The 13,951-nt window shown below is 69.6% G+C and carries 14 protein-coding genes; 8 read left to right on the top strand and 6 right to left on the bottom strand.

Annotated elements, in window-relative coordinates:
• Window positions 1-108: 108 nt before the first annotated feature.
• Window positions 109-1,542 carry an LCP family protein gene (locus tag L3Q65_RS06720; protein ID WP_182891840.1) on the bottom strand — a complete coding sequence of 478 codons (1,434 nt, stop codon included), beginning with the start codon at window positions 1,540-1,542 and terminating at the stop codon, window positions 109-111.
• A gap of 132 nt (window positions 1,543-1,674) precedes the next feature.
• On the bottom strand, window positions 1,675-3,012 hold the full coding sequence (locus tag L3Q65_RS06715) for an MFS transporter (protein ID WP_237599078.1): 1,338 nt from the start codon (window positions 3,010-3,012) through the stop codon (window positions 1,675-1,677).
• A 97-nt stretch (window positions 3,013-3,109) separates the two neighbouring features.
• Between L3Q65_RS06715 and L3Q65_RS06710 the strand changes: the two genes are divergently transcribed.
• From L3Q65_RS06710 to L3Q65_RS06680, 7 genes are all read left to right on the top strand, one after another.
• Window positions 3,110-3,595 (top strand): MarR family winged helix-turn-helix transcriptional regulator, encoded by a 486-nt coding sequence (locus L3Q65_RS06710; RefSeq protein ID WP_237599077.1) that lies wholly within the window; start codon window positions 3,110-3,112, stop codon window positions 3,593-3,595.
• Between the two features lie 61 nt (window positions 3,596-3,656).
• Window positions 3,657-4,577 (top strand): hydroxymethylglutaryl-CoA lyase, encoded by a 921-nt coding sequence (locus L3Q65_RS06705; protein ID WP_237599076.1) that lies wholly within the window; start codon window positions 3,657-3,659, stop codon window positions 4,575-4,577.
• Between the two features lie 22 nt (window positions 4,578-4,599).
• Window positions 4,600-5,316: an enoyl-CoA hydratase/isomerase family protein gene (locus L3Q65_RS06700; protein ID WP_182891844.1), complete on the top strand. Its 717-nt coding sequence runs from the start codon at window positions 4,600-4,602 to the stop codon at window positions 5,314-5,316.
• Complete coding sequence (locus L3Q65_RS06695; RefSeq protein WP_182891845.1) at window positions 5,313-6,503, top strand: CaiB/BaiF CoA-transferase family protein; 1,191 nt, start codon at window positions 5,313-5,315, stop codon at window positions 6,501-6,503. Before L3Q65_RS06700 ends, L3Q65_RS06695 begins: the two co-directional genes overlap by 4 nt.
• The gene (locus L3Q65_RS06690) at window positions 6,503-7,243 is read left to right on the top strand and encodes an enoyl-CoA hydratase/isomerase family protein (RefSeq protein WP_237599075.1); all 741 of its coding nucleotides are present in this window, start codon (window positions 6,503-6,505) and stop codon (window positions 7,241-7,243) included. Before L3Q65_RS06695 ends, L3Q65_RS06690 begins: the two co-directional genes overlap by 1 nt.
• Window positions 7,240-8,811 (top strand): AMP-binding protein, encoded by a 1,572-nt coding sequence (locus tag L3Q65_RS06685; RefSeq protein WP_237599073.1) that lies wholly within the window; start codon window positions 7,240-7,242, stop codon window positions 8,809-8,811. The genes L3Q65_RS06690 and L3Q65_RS06685 overlap by 4 nt, the downstream gene beginning before the upstream one ends.
• On the top strand, window positions 8,808-9,764 hold the full coding sequence (locus L3Q65_RS06680) for a nitronate monooxygenase family protein (RefSeq protein WP_237599072.1): 957 nt from the start codon (window positions 8,808-8,810) through the stop codon (window positions 9,762-9,764). The genes L3Q65_RS06685 and L3Q65_RS06680 overlap by 4 nt, the downstream gene beginning before the upstream one ends.
• On the opposite strand, the gene L3Q65_RS06675 is transcribed toward L3Q65_RS06680, so the two are convergent.
• Together L3Q65_RS06675 and L3Q65_RS06670 are read right to left on the bottom strand one after the other, a co-directional pair.
• Window positions 9,755-10,018 (bottom strand): hypothetical protein, encoded by a 264-nt coding sequence (locus tag L3Q65_RS06675; protein ID WP_237599071.1) that lies wholly within the window; start codon window positions 10,016-10,018, stop codon window positions 9,755-9,757. The genes L3Q65_RS06680 and L3Q65_RS06675 overlap by 10 nt on opposite strands.
• 105 nt (window positions 10,019-10,123) lie before the next feature.
• Window positions 10,124-10,771, bottom strand: coding sequence for a VC0807 family protein (locus L3Q65_RS06670; protein WP_237599069.1), 648 nt, complete (start codon window positions 10,769-10,771; stop codon window positions 10,124-10,126).
• Window positions 10,772-10,819: 48 nt separating this feature from the next.
• Between L3Q65_RS06670 and L3Q65_RS06665 the strand changes: the two genes are divergently transcribed.
• On the top strand, window positions 10,820-11,398 hold the full coding sequence (locus tag L3Q65_RS06665) for a PadR family transcriptional regulator (protein ID WP_237599068.1): 579 nt from the start codon (window positions 10,820-10,822) through the stop codon (window positions 11,396-11,398).
• 2 nt (window positions 11,399-11,400) lie between these two features.
• Here L3Q65_RS06665 and L3Q65_RS06660 read toward each other — a convergent pair whose 3' ends face one another.
• Together L3Q65_RS06660 and L3Q65_RS06655 are read right to left on the bottom strand one after the other, a co-directional pair.
• Window positions 11,401-12,282, bottom strand: a complete 882-nt coding sequence (locus L3Q65_RS06660) for an SDR family oxidoreductase (RefSeq protein ID WP_237599067.1) — start codon at window positions 12,280-12,282, stop codon at window positions 11,401-11,403.
• A gap of 31 nt (window positions 12,283-12,313) precedes the next feature.
• Window positions 12,314-13,942 (bottom strand): AMP-binding protein, encoded by a 1,629-nt coding sequence (locus tag L3Q65_RS06655; protein WP_237599065.1) that lies wholly within the window; start codon window positions 13,940-13,942, stop codon window positions 12,314-12,316.
• Window positions 13,943-13,951: the final 9 nt, after the last annotated feature.

Raw genomic sequence — 13,951 nt, 5'->3', positions numbered from 1 at the left:
TCACGCGAGTCCGGACATTAGCGGACGCAGCGCCGCCGAAGTCACTCGGCAGAGTTAATTTCGGAATTCGTTCTCAACGGGTTCACAGGATCGTTGTGCTTCTCCCGTTCACCGCACGCAGGGCACCCCGCCTCCGGACAATTCGTCGGCGGGCGAAACCGGGGCGACCGGCACCGGATCGACCTGGTCGGCCTTTTCCCGGAAATCGGCGCCGAGCACCAGTTTCAGCTCCCCCGCGGCCAGCGCGCCGTCGTAGCCCACGCCGTACCCGCCGCCGAGCGCGGCCACGAGTTTCGCCGCCGACGCGGAATCCCCGCGTCCGTAGCGGACGACAGTGCGGTGCGTGTGCCGCGCGTTGGACGTGCGCCCGGCACGGTATCCCCGCGACGGGAGCGTCTTCAGCACCCGGGCGGCCGCGCCCTCACGGCCGCTCGCGTTCACCACGTCCACCGCGGGCCCGGCCGTCGCGGCGGGCGGCGGCGGAACCGTCCGGCCGAGCAGCCGGGCCGCGGCGGCCCGGATTTTCACCGGATCGACAATGTTGACGTCTTCGCCCTTGGCGTCTTTTTCGAACCGTTCGACCGGAAGCGACGCCAACGTCAGATCCCCGCCCGCGAACGATTCCGCCTGCCGCGCCAGCGCGTTGAGGTCGAGCCCGGAATCGATCGCGACATTCTCCCGCGCTGCCGAAACCAGCTGGCCGAGTTTCCCCGGGTCGCCGAACACCCGGCCTTCTTTCAGCTGATGCGCCAGCGAAACGAGAAACGCCTGCTGGCGCCGTTCCCGGTCCAGGTCGGTGAACTCGTGCCGGGAATCCCGGCGCTGCCGCACGAACGCCAGCGCCTGCTCCGCGGAAATCCGCTGCTGCCCGCTCGGGAAATCCGCCCCCGAGTAACTGTCGTGCGCGGGTTCGGACAAACACACCGTGATCGGCTGCACGACCTGAGCCAGCTGATAGAACGCGACCAGGGTGACTTCGACGAAATGGTCCACCGCGACTCCGCCGAGGAACTGGCGCACCGTAGCGACTTCTGCCGCGCGGCCGGCGTCCCGGGACCTCTGTTCGCGAGCCGCCTTCTCGGTGACGCCTTGCGCGGCAAGACGTTTGGCCTCCGCGGCGAACGCGTACCCGTAAGCCTCCTTGATCTTGCCCTGGCACACGCCGTCCGGACAGCCGGCTAGTTCGGTGTAATCGTCGCGCGGGATGGAGATGACCGTCGGATGCCCGCCGTCGGCCGGAACGTGCAGCAGCATCAGCACGTCGGTGTTGTAGCCGCCGACGTGCTGGTCTCCCGCGTGCAACTGCTCGTACAGCTCGGCGGGCAGCGGTTCGCCCCGCTCGTCGAGCCGCGAATCGAGCCCCATGACGAGGATGTTCGTGTCCCCGCCCGGCCGGGCCTGCCCGTCGAGCGCGGTCGACGCCGTCACCCCGGACAGCAGCGCGCGCAGTTCGGCCCACCCGTAGGCGGCCCCGCCCAGCAGGACCGAGACCAGCGCGACCACGCCGATCCGCTCGGCCCAGTGCCCGTTCGCGCGCTCCATCGCTCACCGCTCCTCCCTCCGGCGCACCCGGTCTACTCCGGGGAACCTGTGAGAGCGATGAGAGAGACGGCCCGCCGGGCAGCCCGCCGAGGTCGGACGGGCGCCCGCCGCCGAGCGTCACACTTTGGAGGGTCAGCGCCGACGTTCGCGGAGATCGCCGGGCCGGACGCCGACCAGCAGCACCACGACGGCGAGCAGGATGATGCCCGCGCTGATCTGCAGCCCCAGCGACAGGCTCCCGGTCGAGGACTCGATGAACCCGAGCAGCGACGGCGAAGCGGCCGCGGCGAACGAGCCCATCGACGTCACGACCGCGATCCCGGTGGCCGCGGCGCGGTCGGTCAGGTAGATCGACGGGATCGAGTAGAACACCGTCAGTCCCGAGTAGTGCGCGGCCGCCATCACCGCGAGCAGCAGGATGATCACCACGACATTGCCGCCGGACACCGAGATCGCCAGCATCGCGAACACCGCCACGATCCAGCTCGTCGCCGCGTGCCAGCGCCGCTCCAGGGTGCGGTCCGAATGCCGGCCGACCAGCAGCATCACCACGATGCCGAGCAGCGGCGGGATCGCCGAGAACAAGCCGAGGTTCAGGACGTTGCCGACGCCGGCGTTGGCGATGATCCGCGGCGTCCAGTACGAGACGGCGTTCGCCAGCGTGTACGCGCCGCACGCGCACAGCCCGAGGATCCAGACCTTCGGGTCGCGCAGGGCGAGCAGCAGGCCGCTGTGTTTCTGCTTCGCCGGGGCCTTGTCCCGCAGGTCCGCGTCGAGGTCGGCGCGCACGGCGGCCTTCTGCTCGGCGGTGAGCCACTTAGCCTGCTCCGGACCGTCGGTGACGAAGAGCAGCACGAGCCCGGCCAGCAGGATCGGCGGGATCCCCTCGATCAGGAACAGCCACTGCCAGTCCGCGAGCCCGCCGACGCCGCCGAGCGAGTGCATGATCCAGCCCGACATCACCGACCCGAGCGCGCCGGACACCGGGATGCCGATGAAGAACACGGCCGTCATCCGGGTCCGCCGGGAAGACGGGAACCACAGCGACAGCAGGTAGAGCGCGCCCGGGAAGAACCCGGCTTCCGCGACGCCGAGCAGGAAGCGCGCGGCGTAGAACATGATCTCGTTCTGCACGAACAGGGTCACCACGGTCATCACGCCCCAGGTGGCCATGATGCGGGCGAGGGTCTTGCGCGCGCCGATGCGGGCGAGCAGCGCGTTGCTCGGGACTTCGAAGAGGATGAAGCCGACGAAGAACAGCGTGACGCCGAGCCCGTACACCGCGGGGCCGAAGCCGAGGTCCCGTTTCAGGCCCTGCTGCGCGATCCCGATGTTGGTGCGGTCGATGTAGCTCACGACGTAACACAGCACCAGCAGCGGCATGACGCGCCGGGCGATCGTGCGATAGGTCGCTTTGCGGTCGAGGCCGGCGGGTGCCGGAGCGCCGGTGACAGCGGATGGTTCGGCCACGGCTGAGACTCCTTCGTCCGGATCGGGCGAGTGGCAGTCTCGGCATCAAGTGTTGAGTTTGTCAACACCCAGCGGGTAACGGCTACGATGTCCGGCCATGGCCGAACGCGCAGACGGACACGACCTGGTCCCCATCTCCGGACTGCTGTCCTACCGGCTCTCGCGCACGTCGTCGGCGATGTCGCGCAGCGCCGCGGTGCGCTACCGGCGGGACTTCGGCGTAAGCCTCGGCGAATGGCGCGCGATCGCGCTCATCGCAGCCGACCCGACGCTCACGCTCAACCGGCTCGCGCGCCGCGCCGGACTCGACAAAGCGCAGATGAGCCGCGTGGTCAGCCGGCTGACCGACCGCGGCCTGGTGAACCGCACGGCCGGGTCGGGGCGCACGTCGCAGCTGGCGCTGACCGCCGAGGGCACCCGGGTGTACCGCGGCCTGATCACCGCCGCCAACGAGCGCGACGCGGACTTCCTCGCCACGCTCACCGGCGAGGAGGCGCGGGTGCTGGACCGCGCACTGGACAAGCTGGCCGAGCACGCGCTGGCCGTCGAGGAGAGTGAGCGGGCTCACTCGGCCGTCGAGTAGTGTTGACTTTATCAACACCCTCGCGTACTTCTGGATCCACCGACGAGGAGGTGGGCCCAGGATGTCCGACGCCGTCACGATCTGCGAGTGCTTCGCCCGCGACGGGCTGCAGCACGAGCCGGAGCCCGTGCCGACCGCGACGAAGATCGCGCTGCTGAACTCCTTCGCGCGCACCGGTTTCCGCCGGATCGAGGCCACCAGCTACAGCCATCCGGCGCGGGTGCCTGGGTTCTCCGACGCGTCCGAAGTGCTCGCCGGGATCGACCGGCGCCCGGGCGTCGCGTTCAAGGCGACCTGCCCGAACCCGCGCGCTGTCGAACGCGCCCTCGCGGACCTCGAAGCCGGGCACGGCGCCGAGGAACTGAGCCTGCTGGTGTCCGCCACCGAAGCGCACACCGAGCGGAACCTGCGCACCACGCGCGCCGGGCAGTGGGAGCGCGTGACCGAGATGGTCAAGCTCGCCGACGGACGGTTCCGCCTGGTCGGAGTGGTTTCGGTGGCGTTCGGCTGCCCGTTCGAAGGCAAGGTCGACCCGGGCCGGGTGGCCGAGGACGTCGCGCGTTTCGCCGACCTCGGCGCGAGCCTGGTGACGTTGGGCGACACCACCGGCGTCGCGACCCCGGGCTCGGTGCGCGCGCTGTACACCCGGCTGTCCCGCGAGCACCCGGACCTGGCGTTGGTCGCGCACCTGCACAACACGCGCGGAACCGGGATCGCGAACGCCGTCGCCGCTTTGGATGCCGGGTGCCGGCATTTCGATTCCGCGATGGGCGGCGTCGGCGGGCATCCGGCGAAGATCGGCTACGGGGCCGGGCTCACCGGCAACGTGTGCACCGAGGACCTGGCCAGCCTGTTCGCCGCGATGGGCGTCGAAACCGGCCTCGATCTGGACCGGCTCGCCGCGGCGTCCGCGGCCTGCGAAGAAGCGCTCGGCCGCCCGCTTCACAGCATGGTCGCCCGCGCCGGCTTCGCGTCCGCCTGACCTTTCCGATGGGGAGAAACCTGTGCTGCTGACCGAAAATCACGACGCTGTCCGCGTCCTTGCCTTGAACCGGCCGGACAAACTCAACGCGCTCGACACCGCGCTCACTCGCGCTCTCGATGCCGCATTGGACGAAGCCGGACGGGACCCGAGCGTCCGTGCGGTCGTTCTGACCGGAGCCGGTCGCGGGTTCTGCGCCGGGGCCGATTTGAACGAGTTCTCGTCGCTCACTCCGGACCAGCCGGAAGCCGTTCTCGAGCGCGCCGCGCTCACCGCCCGGCTCCAGACGCGCATGCAGCAGCTGCCGGTCCCGGTCGTCAGCGCGGTGCGCGGAGCGGCGGTCGGCGGCGGTGCCGGTCTCGCCATCGGGGCGGACCTGGTGGTCGCCGGGTCGGACCTGAAGTTCGGCTACCCCGAGCTGAAGCATTCGATCGTGCCCGCGCTGGTGATGACCGGGCTGGTCCGGCATCTGGGCCGCAAGCTGGCGTTCGAGCTGGTCAGCACGGGTCGGCTGCTCACCGCCGCGGAAGCCCTGTCCTATGGGCTGGTGAACCAGGTGGTCGAACCTGCCGAGATCGTGCCCGCGGCGCTCTCCATCGCGCAGCGCTGGGCCTCGGTCGAACCGCGCGCGCTCGCCGCCGCCAAGGACCTCTTCTACCGCGTCGCGGACCTGCCGACGGACGCCGCGATGCGGGCGGGCCAGGACGTCAACGCCCTGATGCGCGGGTTCCGCTCATGACCGGGCCGCTCGCCGGGGTCACCGTGCTGGACCTTTCCCGGGTCCTCGCCGCGCCGCTGGCCACCCAGATCCTCGCCGAACTCGGCGCGACCGTGATCAAGGTCGAACGCCCTGGCGCCGGCGACGAAACCCGCGGCTTCGAACCTCGGCTGCCGCACGGCGAAAGCGCGTACTTCTTCGCCTTCAACCGCGGCAAGCAATCGGTCACTGTGGACTTGAAGGACCCGCGCGGCCGCGACGTCGTCCGGAAACTGGCCGCACGCGCCGACGTCGTGGTGGAGAACTTCCTGCCCGGCACGCTCGACCGCCTCGGCCTCGGCTACGCCGACCTGTCCGCGGCGAACCCCGGCCTCGTGCTGGTGTCGGCGACCGGCTTCGGCCAGACCGGGCCGGACGCGCACCGCAAGGGCTACGACACGGTGTTCCAGGCGCTGTCCGGCGTGATGGCGATGACCGGCGATCCCGCTGGTCCGCCCGCGAAAACCGGGGTGCCGGTCGCGGACCTGACGTCCGGGCTGTGGGTGGTGATCGCCGTGCTGGCCGGCCTTGCCGGGCGCTCGTCCGACGGCCGTGGGCGGCACCTCGACGTGGCGATGATGGACGTCCAGCTCAGCCTGCACGCGCTCAACGCGGCGCGGCTGTTCGCGCTCGGCGAGGATCCCGTCCGCACTGGGACCGAGCATCCGGGACGCGTGCCGTCGGCGGCGTTCCAGGCCGGGGACGGCGAATGGCTGCACATCAGCGGCAGCGACCAGCATTGGGGACCGTTGTGCACGGTGCTCGGATTGTCCGCTTTGGCCGCCGACCCTTCGTTGCAGCACAACGCTGGTCGCGTCGAACACCGCGCGCGCGTCATGAAGGCGCTGCGCGGGGCAATCGCCCGGCACGACCGGGATCAGCTGGTCAAAGAACTGCAAGCGGCCGAGGTCCCCGCCGGCGCGGTGCGTTCGGTGCGCGAGGCGCTGGCCGATCCGCACGCCGTCGCGCGGGGCGTCGTCGGGGAGTTCACGCATCCCGTCGAAGGCTCGTTCCCAGCGCTGCGCACGCCGTTGCGCGAGACTTCCGGAGACGCCCCGGCACCGGGAACACCTCCGGTTCTCGGCGCGGACACCGATGTCGTGCTGCGCGACCTGGCGGGACTGTCGGACGGCGAGATCGAGGGCCTGCGGGCCGCGGGAGTGATCTGATGAACGAACGCGTGACGCTGGACGTCACCGACGGAATCGCCCGTGTCGAACTGGCCCGCCCGTCGGCGCGCAATGCCGTGGATCTCGCGATGTGCCACGCGCTGAAGGAAGCCTTCGACGCGGTTGATATCTCAGATGCCCGCGTTGTGCTGCTCAGCGGTGCCGGCCCGGTTTTCTGCGCCGGCGCCGATCTGAAGGAACGGACCGGCAAGGACGCCGCCTGGGTCCGCCGCCGCCGAGTCGCTTCCTTCGCGGCTTACGCGGCGATCGAGGCCTGCCGCTGTCCGGTGGTGGCGTTGGTGCACGGCGCCGTCGTCGGCTCCGGCGGCGAAATCACCCTCGCCGCCGACTTCGCTCTCGCCGCCTCGGGCACCGTTTTCCGCTTCCCTGAACCGCATTGGGGCACCGTCGGCGCGACCCAACGGCTTCAGCGCGCCATCGGCAAACGGCGGGCCAAGGAACTGTTGTTCACCAACACGCCGTTGTCCGCTTCCGAAGCCGCCTCACTCGGCCTCGTCAACCGCGTCGTCCCGGACCTGGCAGCCGCCGGAACCGAGGTCGCCGCCGCTATCGCCGCCGCCCCGCCCGGCGCGATCGCCCTGACCAAACGCGCCGTGGACCTGGGTTCGGAAACCGACCTGGACCGCGGCATCCGGATCGAAATGTCCGCCATCGAACAGAACCTCGCCGACGGCAGCTGGCGCGACGGCGTCGCCCGGTTCACTGGAGAGACCCGATGACCGACCTGCGCACTGCCTGCCCGCTCACCGTCCAGGACGCCCTCGCCCGGGCCGCGCTGCTGGCTCCCGACGTCGAGGCCGTCGTCACCGCCGACGCGCGGATCACCTACCGGGAACTGGCCGCCGAGGTCGCCCGGGTACGCGGCGCGCTGGCTGCCGCCGGGATCGGCCGAGGCTCCCGCGTCGGGCTCTGCCTGGGCAATACTCCGGAATGGGTCGCGCTTTTCCTGGCCCTGGGGTCACTGGGCGCGCTCGCCGTCCCGGTCAACACTCGCTTCACCGCCGACGAGGTGCACTACACGCTCGCGCACGCCGGGGTCAGCACGCTGTTCGCCGCCGACCGCGTCCTGAACGTCAACTTCCCCGAACTGTTCGCCGAGGCAGGCATCGAACCCGGCTGTGCTTCCCTTCCGTCGCTGGAACGCATCATCATCCTGGGCCAGGACAGCTGGACCGATTTCCTGGCCGCCGGCTCCCCTGCCGAACCCGTTGCGACGCCGGACGATCTCCTTCTCGTGCAATACACCTCCGGCACGACGTCGCGTCCCAAGGGCGTCCTTTTGACCCACCGGAGCATGTGCGCCGACGCCTTCTTTTCCGGCGCCCGCATGGGTTTGCGCCCCGGCGACCGGTTCCATTCCGCGCGCCCGTTCTTCCACGTCGCCGGAAGCACCCTGTCGGTGCTGTCCTCTTTGCAGCACGCCGCCACTTTGGTGACGATGCCGAAATTCGAACCCGCGGAAGCGTTGCGGCTGTTGGAAGCTGAGCGCTGCACGCACTTCTCCGGCAACGACACCATCGCCCTGCTCCTGCTCAACCACCCCGACCGCCCGCACCGCCGCCTGTCTCTGCGCGGCGCCTGGGTCGCCGCCTCGCCCACTGTCGTCCGGCGCGTCATCGAGGAGCTTGGCGCCCGCGAATGCGTTGCCGGATACGGACTTTCCGAAGCCTCGCCGAACGTCGCCCAATCCGCCTGGTGGGAACCGGAGGACATCCGCGCTTCAGGAGCCATGGCCCCCGAACCCGGCGTGGAAATCCGCATCCGGTCCCTGGACGACACCCGCGACTGCGGCCCCGGCGAACCGGGCTCGGTGCTGGTGCGAGGGTGGAACGTCATGCAAGGCTATCTGGACGACCCCGTGCGCACCGCCGAAACCATCGACGCCGACGGCTGGCTGTCCACCGGAGACGTCGGCCTGCTCGACGATTCCGGAAGGTTCCATTTCACCGGACGCACCAAGGAAATCATCCGGGTCGGCGGGGAAAACGTCGCTCCCGCGGATGTCGAGGATGTGCTGCACCGGCATCCCGCCGTGCGGCAAGCCGCCGTCGTCGGAGTCCCGGACGAGCGATTGATCGAAGTCCCCTTCGCCTTTGTCGTCCTTACGTCGCCAGGAATTTCGGAAGAAGACCTGCTCTTGTGGGCCAAAGAACGGTTGGCAGGTTTCAAAGTCCCGCGGCACCTGCGCATCGTGGACGGGTTCGAGGCCATCGGCATGACCGCCAGCGCCAAGGTGCAGAAGAACCAACTGGCTCGCTATGCCCGGGCTTTGCTGGAGAACTCATGACGCGGCTGCGCACCTCTGTCACCGACTTGCTGGGCTTGGACCTGCCCATCATCCAAGCCGGGATGTCGTGGGCCTCGTCGTCCTCGCCACTCCCCTTGGCCGTCAGCAACTCCGGCGGCCTGGGCGTAGTCGCCGCCGGCCCGATGCGCCTGCCCGATCTGGCGCGGGTACTGGACGAAATGGCCGCCGGGACCGACCGTCCGTGGGCGGTGAACCTGCCGCTCTACCGAGCCGGCGCCGACGAGGTCATCGACCTCCTGCTCGCCCGCCGTCCTCCAGTGCTGATCGCCTCCCAAGGCGGCCCGCGCCGGTACCTGGAGCGGTTCCACGCAGCCGGGACGCGGTGCCTGCACGTTGTTGCCGGGGTTTCGCATGCGTTGAAGGCTGCTGCTGCCGGTGTCGACGGTTTGGTGGTAGTCGGTGCTGAAGCTGGCGGACATCCGCCGCCGGGGATGGTGACCACGCAGGTCCTGGTCCGTGCCGTGGTTTCCGCCGTGCCTTCGGTCCCCGTGATCGCCTCCGGCGGAGTTGCCGATGGAGCCGGATTGGCCGCGATGCTGGCTTTGGGCGCAGGCGCGGCCCAGTTCGGGACCCGATTCCTGGCGAGTTCCGAGGCTACTGTGCATCCGTCCTATCAGGAGGCGGTGATTGCCGCCGGTGTCGACGACACGCGCACGGTGGGCCACGGTTTGGGGGTGATCCGTGCGTTGTCGAATGATTTCACCACTCGGATGGCCGAGCTGGAAGCTTCCGGTGCCGAGGAATCAGTGCGGCGCAAGGTTTTTCAGGATTCTTCGCTCAAGGACGCCGCTCTGCACGGTGATGTGGTTTCCGGGAAGGTGGAGGCTGGTCAGTCAGCGGGGCTGATCGCGGAAATCCTTCCGGCGGCGGAGATCGTCTCGCGGATTACGGACGAGTGTGCGGCCGCGGTGCGGCGGTTGCCTCAGTTTTGATTGCTCCGTTCAGCGCAATCCTGCCGGTGATCGATTTCCGGCAAGCTGCGCAGGTGAGCCAACCGATCGAGGAGATCGTCGAGATCACCCGCTGGGCCGGGAGTATCCTGCCGGGCCGAGGCTGGAGCACCGCCGAACAGGACATCGGCACCGCGCCGGGCCAGCCCCGAAGACCCCACCCACTGGCCAGTCGTCTTCTGGGACCGCAGCACGTTCGCGTCGAACGAGCACCCGGGCGGAGCGGTCGCGGTCATCTTGGAAGTCCTCACCCAGACCAGCGAGGACAACATCCTCCGCATGGATCTCGGCTACGAGCAACCGATCTTCCGCGTTCCCTCCACCTGCGCGGGAGAGGGAAGTCAGGCACCGGTTTCCGCCGACGAAGCAAGGCGCTCGACGATCCGCCGCGGCACCTGGATCAGCGCCCCGCTCGCCACGCCAAGCGCACCGAGCATGTACAACGTCACCGTGTTCGACATGTCCGTCGCGTGCGCGAGCCCCGCGTCCGAAGCACTCAGCAGGATCACCGCTCGCACCGCTGCCGCGGCCAGCAGAATCGTGCCCAGCAACGCGGTCAGCGCGCGCTGCCACCGCCGGTACCGCGGCACCGAACTCCACGCGCAGGCGAAAGCCCGCTCCCGTGCCGGGTCGCCGAAGCTCGCGGCTGACGCCGCGAAAACGTGCGTCAGCGGAGCCTGCCGGAACAACGTGACCAGACAGAAAATCCCGGCGACCACTACGTAAGCTGCCTCGCGCAACGCTGCTGCCCGCGGGTTCTGCGTCACCAGCGTCAGAGTGAGCGTCGTGGCCAGCTCGATCAGGACCAGCAACCCGACAAGGTCCAACCGGCGACGGCGGATTGTCGCGGCGACGGCGAGCATCGCGACCACCAGAGCCGGTCCTGTCAGCGACCAGAAGACGCCCGCCTCGCACGCGCGGAGTACGTAATAGCCCCCGATGGAGACCACGACTTCGAGCAGCGCCGTACCGAGACTCCGTCCCTCCATCAGACCCTCCTCCCTTATAGTCTGTAACAGACTAGTACGATACAGACTATGGCCTCTCGAGGGAACCTGTCTCCAGTCGTTCTCGCTGTTCTCGCACTGCTCGCCGAGGAACCTCGGCACGCCTACGGGATGCAGCAGCTGATCAAGGAACGCGGCGTCGACCTGGTCGTGAATGTCCGCACGCGCTCGGGTTTGCACACCGCACTGGAACGGCTCGTACGCGATGGGCTGGTCCGCGTCCATGCTGTCGAACGCACAGAACGGCGGCCCGAGCGCACGGTCTACGAGATCACTTCGGCCGGGCGGGAGACGTTGCTGGCCGCGGTCCGGTCCGGCGTAGCGACCCCGGCCGCCGAGTTCCCGCTCTTTCCCGCGGCGGTGTCATTCCTGCACTTGCTCACCCCGGAAGACGCGCTAGTCCAATTGCGGCATCGGATCGAGGCACTGCAGGAACGTCTCGACGGCACCGAGGCGGTGCTCCGCGCATCGCGCGACGCCTACGTCCCTCGGCTGCACCTGCTGGAGCACGAGCACCGCACAGCAGTCGTCACCGCAGAACTGGCCTGGCTTCGGGGAGTGTGCACCGACTTGGAAAACGGCGCACTCAGCTGGCAGCAATACACCTGACCTCACCAGCTGTCCGGCTGCCGCCCGTCCACATCCGTCACCCCGTACTCCCGCGCCAGCTCCACCGAACTCACCGACCGCTGATTCCACCTGTCCCGCAACGGATCAGCCGCCATCGCCGCCACCCCGCGCCCCACATACCGCGGCGATTCCGACTCCGCGAACCCGGGCGGCGCCCCAGCCGCCAAAGCCGACCGCCAGTTCTCCTCAGCAACCCCGTAAGCGTCGAGCATCATCTCCGACCGCAGCCACCCCGGCGTGACCGCGACAGCCGTGCCGCCGTAAGCAGCGAGCTCGTGCCCCTGCGAGAACGCCAGCCGATTCACCGAAGCCTTGGCCAAGTCGTAGAACACCGAAATCCGATAGCGCGAAGCATTGTGCGCCGAAGTCCCGTCGGTCACCTCGACCACCAACCCGCCAGGCTCCCGGATCACCAGCGGCAGCAGGAAATGCGACGTGACGAGATGCGTCTCCACCCCGAGCCGCAGAATGCGCAACCCCGCGTCGAGATCGTGTTCCCACACCGGCGTGTTCCAATCCGCCGGACCGCCCTTGAGCCGCTCCGCGCCCCAGATGTCGTTGACCAGCACATGAAGCCGTCCGTATTCAGCGCGGACGAACGCAGCGAGCCGGCGGACATCGTCGTGGTCCAGATGATCGGCGACGAACGGGACGCCGGCACCGCCCAGTTGAGATACGAGCGAAGCGGTTTCCTCGACCGTCTCCGGCCGGGCGTAGTCCGAACGCCGAAGCACAGTGCGGCTGCTGCGTCCGGTGCAGATCACGGTCGCGCCGGCCTCGCCGAGCGCGGCGGCGATTCCCCGGCCCGCACCGCGGGTCGCCCCCGCGACGAGGGCGACCCGGCCGTGCAGGTCAGGCGGCATCGGACCAGTGTGGCACCGGCCGCGGGAAAACTCAGCTCGAAGCGGTGCTCAGCTCCCGGCCTCGCAACGCGAAACGCTGGATTTTGCCGCTCGGCGTCTTCGGCAGTTCCGCCACAAAATGGATGCGCCGCGGATAGACGTGCGCGGCCAGCCGGGTCTTGACCGTCTGCTTCAGCTCGTCGACCAGCGCGTCCGACCCCTCCGCGCCGGGGTTCAGCACGACGTAGGCCACCACCAGTTCCCCGCGCAGTTCGTCCGGCGCGCCGATCACCGCGGCTTCCGCGACGGCCTCGTGGTGCGTCAGCGCGCTTTCCACCTCGAACGGGCCGATCCGGTAGCCCGCCATGAGAATCACGTCGTCGTCGCGGGAGCCGAAGGTCAGGTAGCCGTCGCGGTCGCGGGCGGCGATGTCGCCGGTGTAGTACCAGCGGCCGTCGGCGCTGAAGCGTTCCGCGGTCCGATCGGGGGCGTCGCGGTAGCCGGAGAACGGCATCAGCGGGCTGGCGGACACGTCGATCGCGACGCGGCCGGTCTCGCCGACCTCCGCGATCTCGTCGCTGCCCGCCTTCAGGACCTCGACGGCGAACCCGGGCAGCGGCCGTCCCATCGATCCGGTCTTGACCGGCGCGATCAGGCTCGGATGCCAGGCGTTGCCGACGACCATGCCGGTTTCGGTCTGGCCGTAGTGGTCGCGCACGGGACAGCCGAGAACCTCCTCGGCCCAGGTCACGACGTCCGGCGTCAACGGCTCCCCCGCCGACGAGCAGTGCCGCAGCCGCAGACCGGCCGGCACCGGCAGGCCCGAGCCGCGCAGCGCGCGGTACACCGTCGGGCCGGCGGTGAAGTTGGTGACGCCGAAGCGTTCGAGCACCTGCCAGGTCAGTTCGGGGCTGAACCCGGCGTGCAGCAGGATGCTGCGCCGTCCGGTCGCGAGCGGACCGAGCAACGCGAAGTACAGCCCGTAGGCCCAGCCCGGGTCGGCGGCGTTCCAGAAGACGTCCTCGTCGGTCTGGTCGAGGCCGAACTCCTGGTAGGAATGGATTCCGGCGAGTCCGCGCAGCGGCACCGGCACGGCCTTCGGGGTGCCGGTGGTGCCGGAGGTGAAGATCTCGACCAGTGTGCCGTCGCCGCCGACCGCGACCGGGCTCGGCAGCGGGTGCGGTTCGTCCAGCAGCGCCTCGAACGACAGATCGCCGCCGGACGCCTCGCCGGTGGTCACGATGATCCGCGCCGGGTCGGCGGGCAGGTCGTCGCCCGGGTCGAGTTTCGCCCGCTGACCCGCGTCGACGACGACCACGCGGGTCCCGTTGCCGACGATCCGCTGAGCGATCGCGGGCGGCGCGAACGCGGTGAACAGCGGCACGTGGACCGCGCCGAGCCGCCAGATCGCGAGCAGTGCGGTGACCAGTTCGGCGGACTTGCCCATGAGCGTCGCGACCCGGTCGCCGGGCCGCACGCCGTGCGCGGCCAGCGCGGCGGCGAACCGGGCGGAAGCGGCCTCGAGCCGGCCGTACGTGAGGTCGCGGCTGCTGAGGTCGGCCTCGACGAGCGTGAACGCGACGGCGTCGGCCGGATGCCGTCCGCACAGCAACTGGGTCGCGTCCGCGTCCGGCGCGGCGTAGGTCTGCAACAGGTCGAACATGGTGCGTTCAGGGCTCACGGGGCTGCT

It is taken from the genome of Amycolatopsis sp. FU40 (genome assembly GCF_021903635.1).
Taxonomy (GTDB): Bacteria; Actinomycetota; Actinomycetes; order Mycobacteriales; family Pseudonocardiaceae; genus Amycolatopsis; species Amycolatopsis dendrobii.
This window is presented reverse-complemented; position numbering and strand designations above follow the sequence as displayed.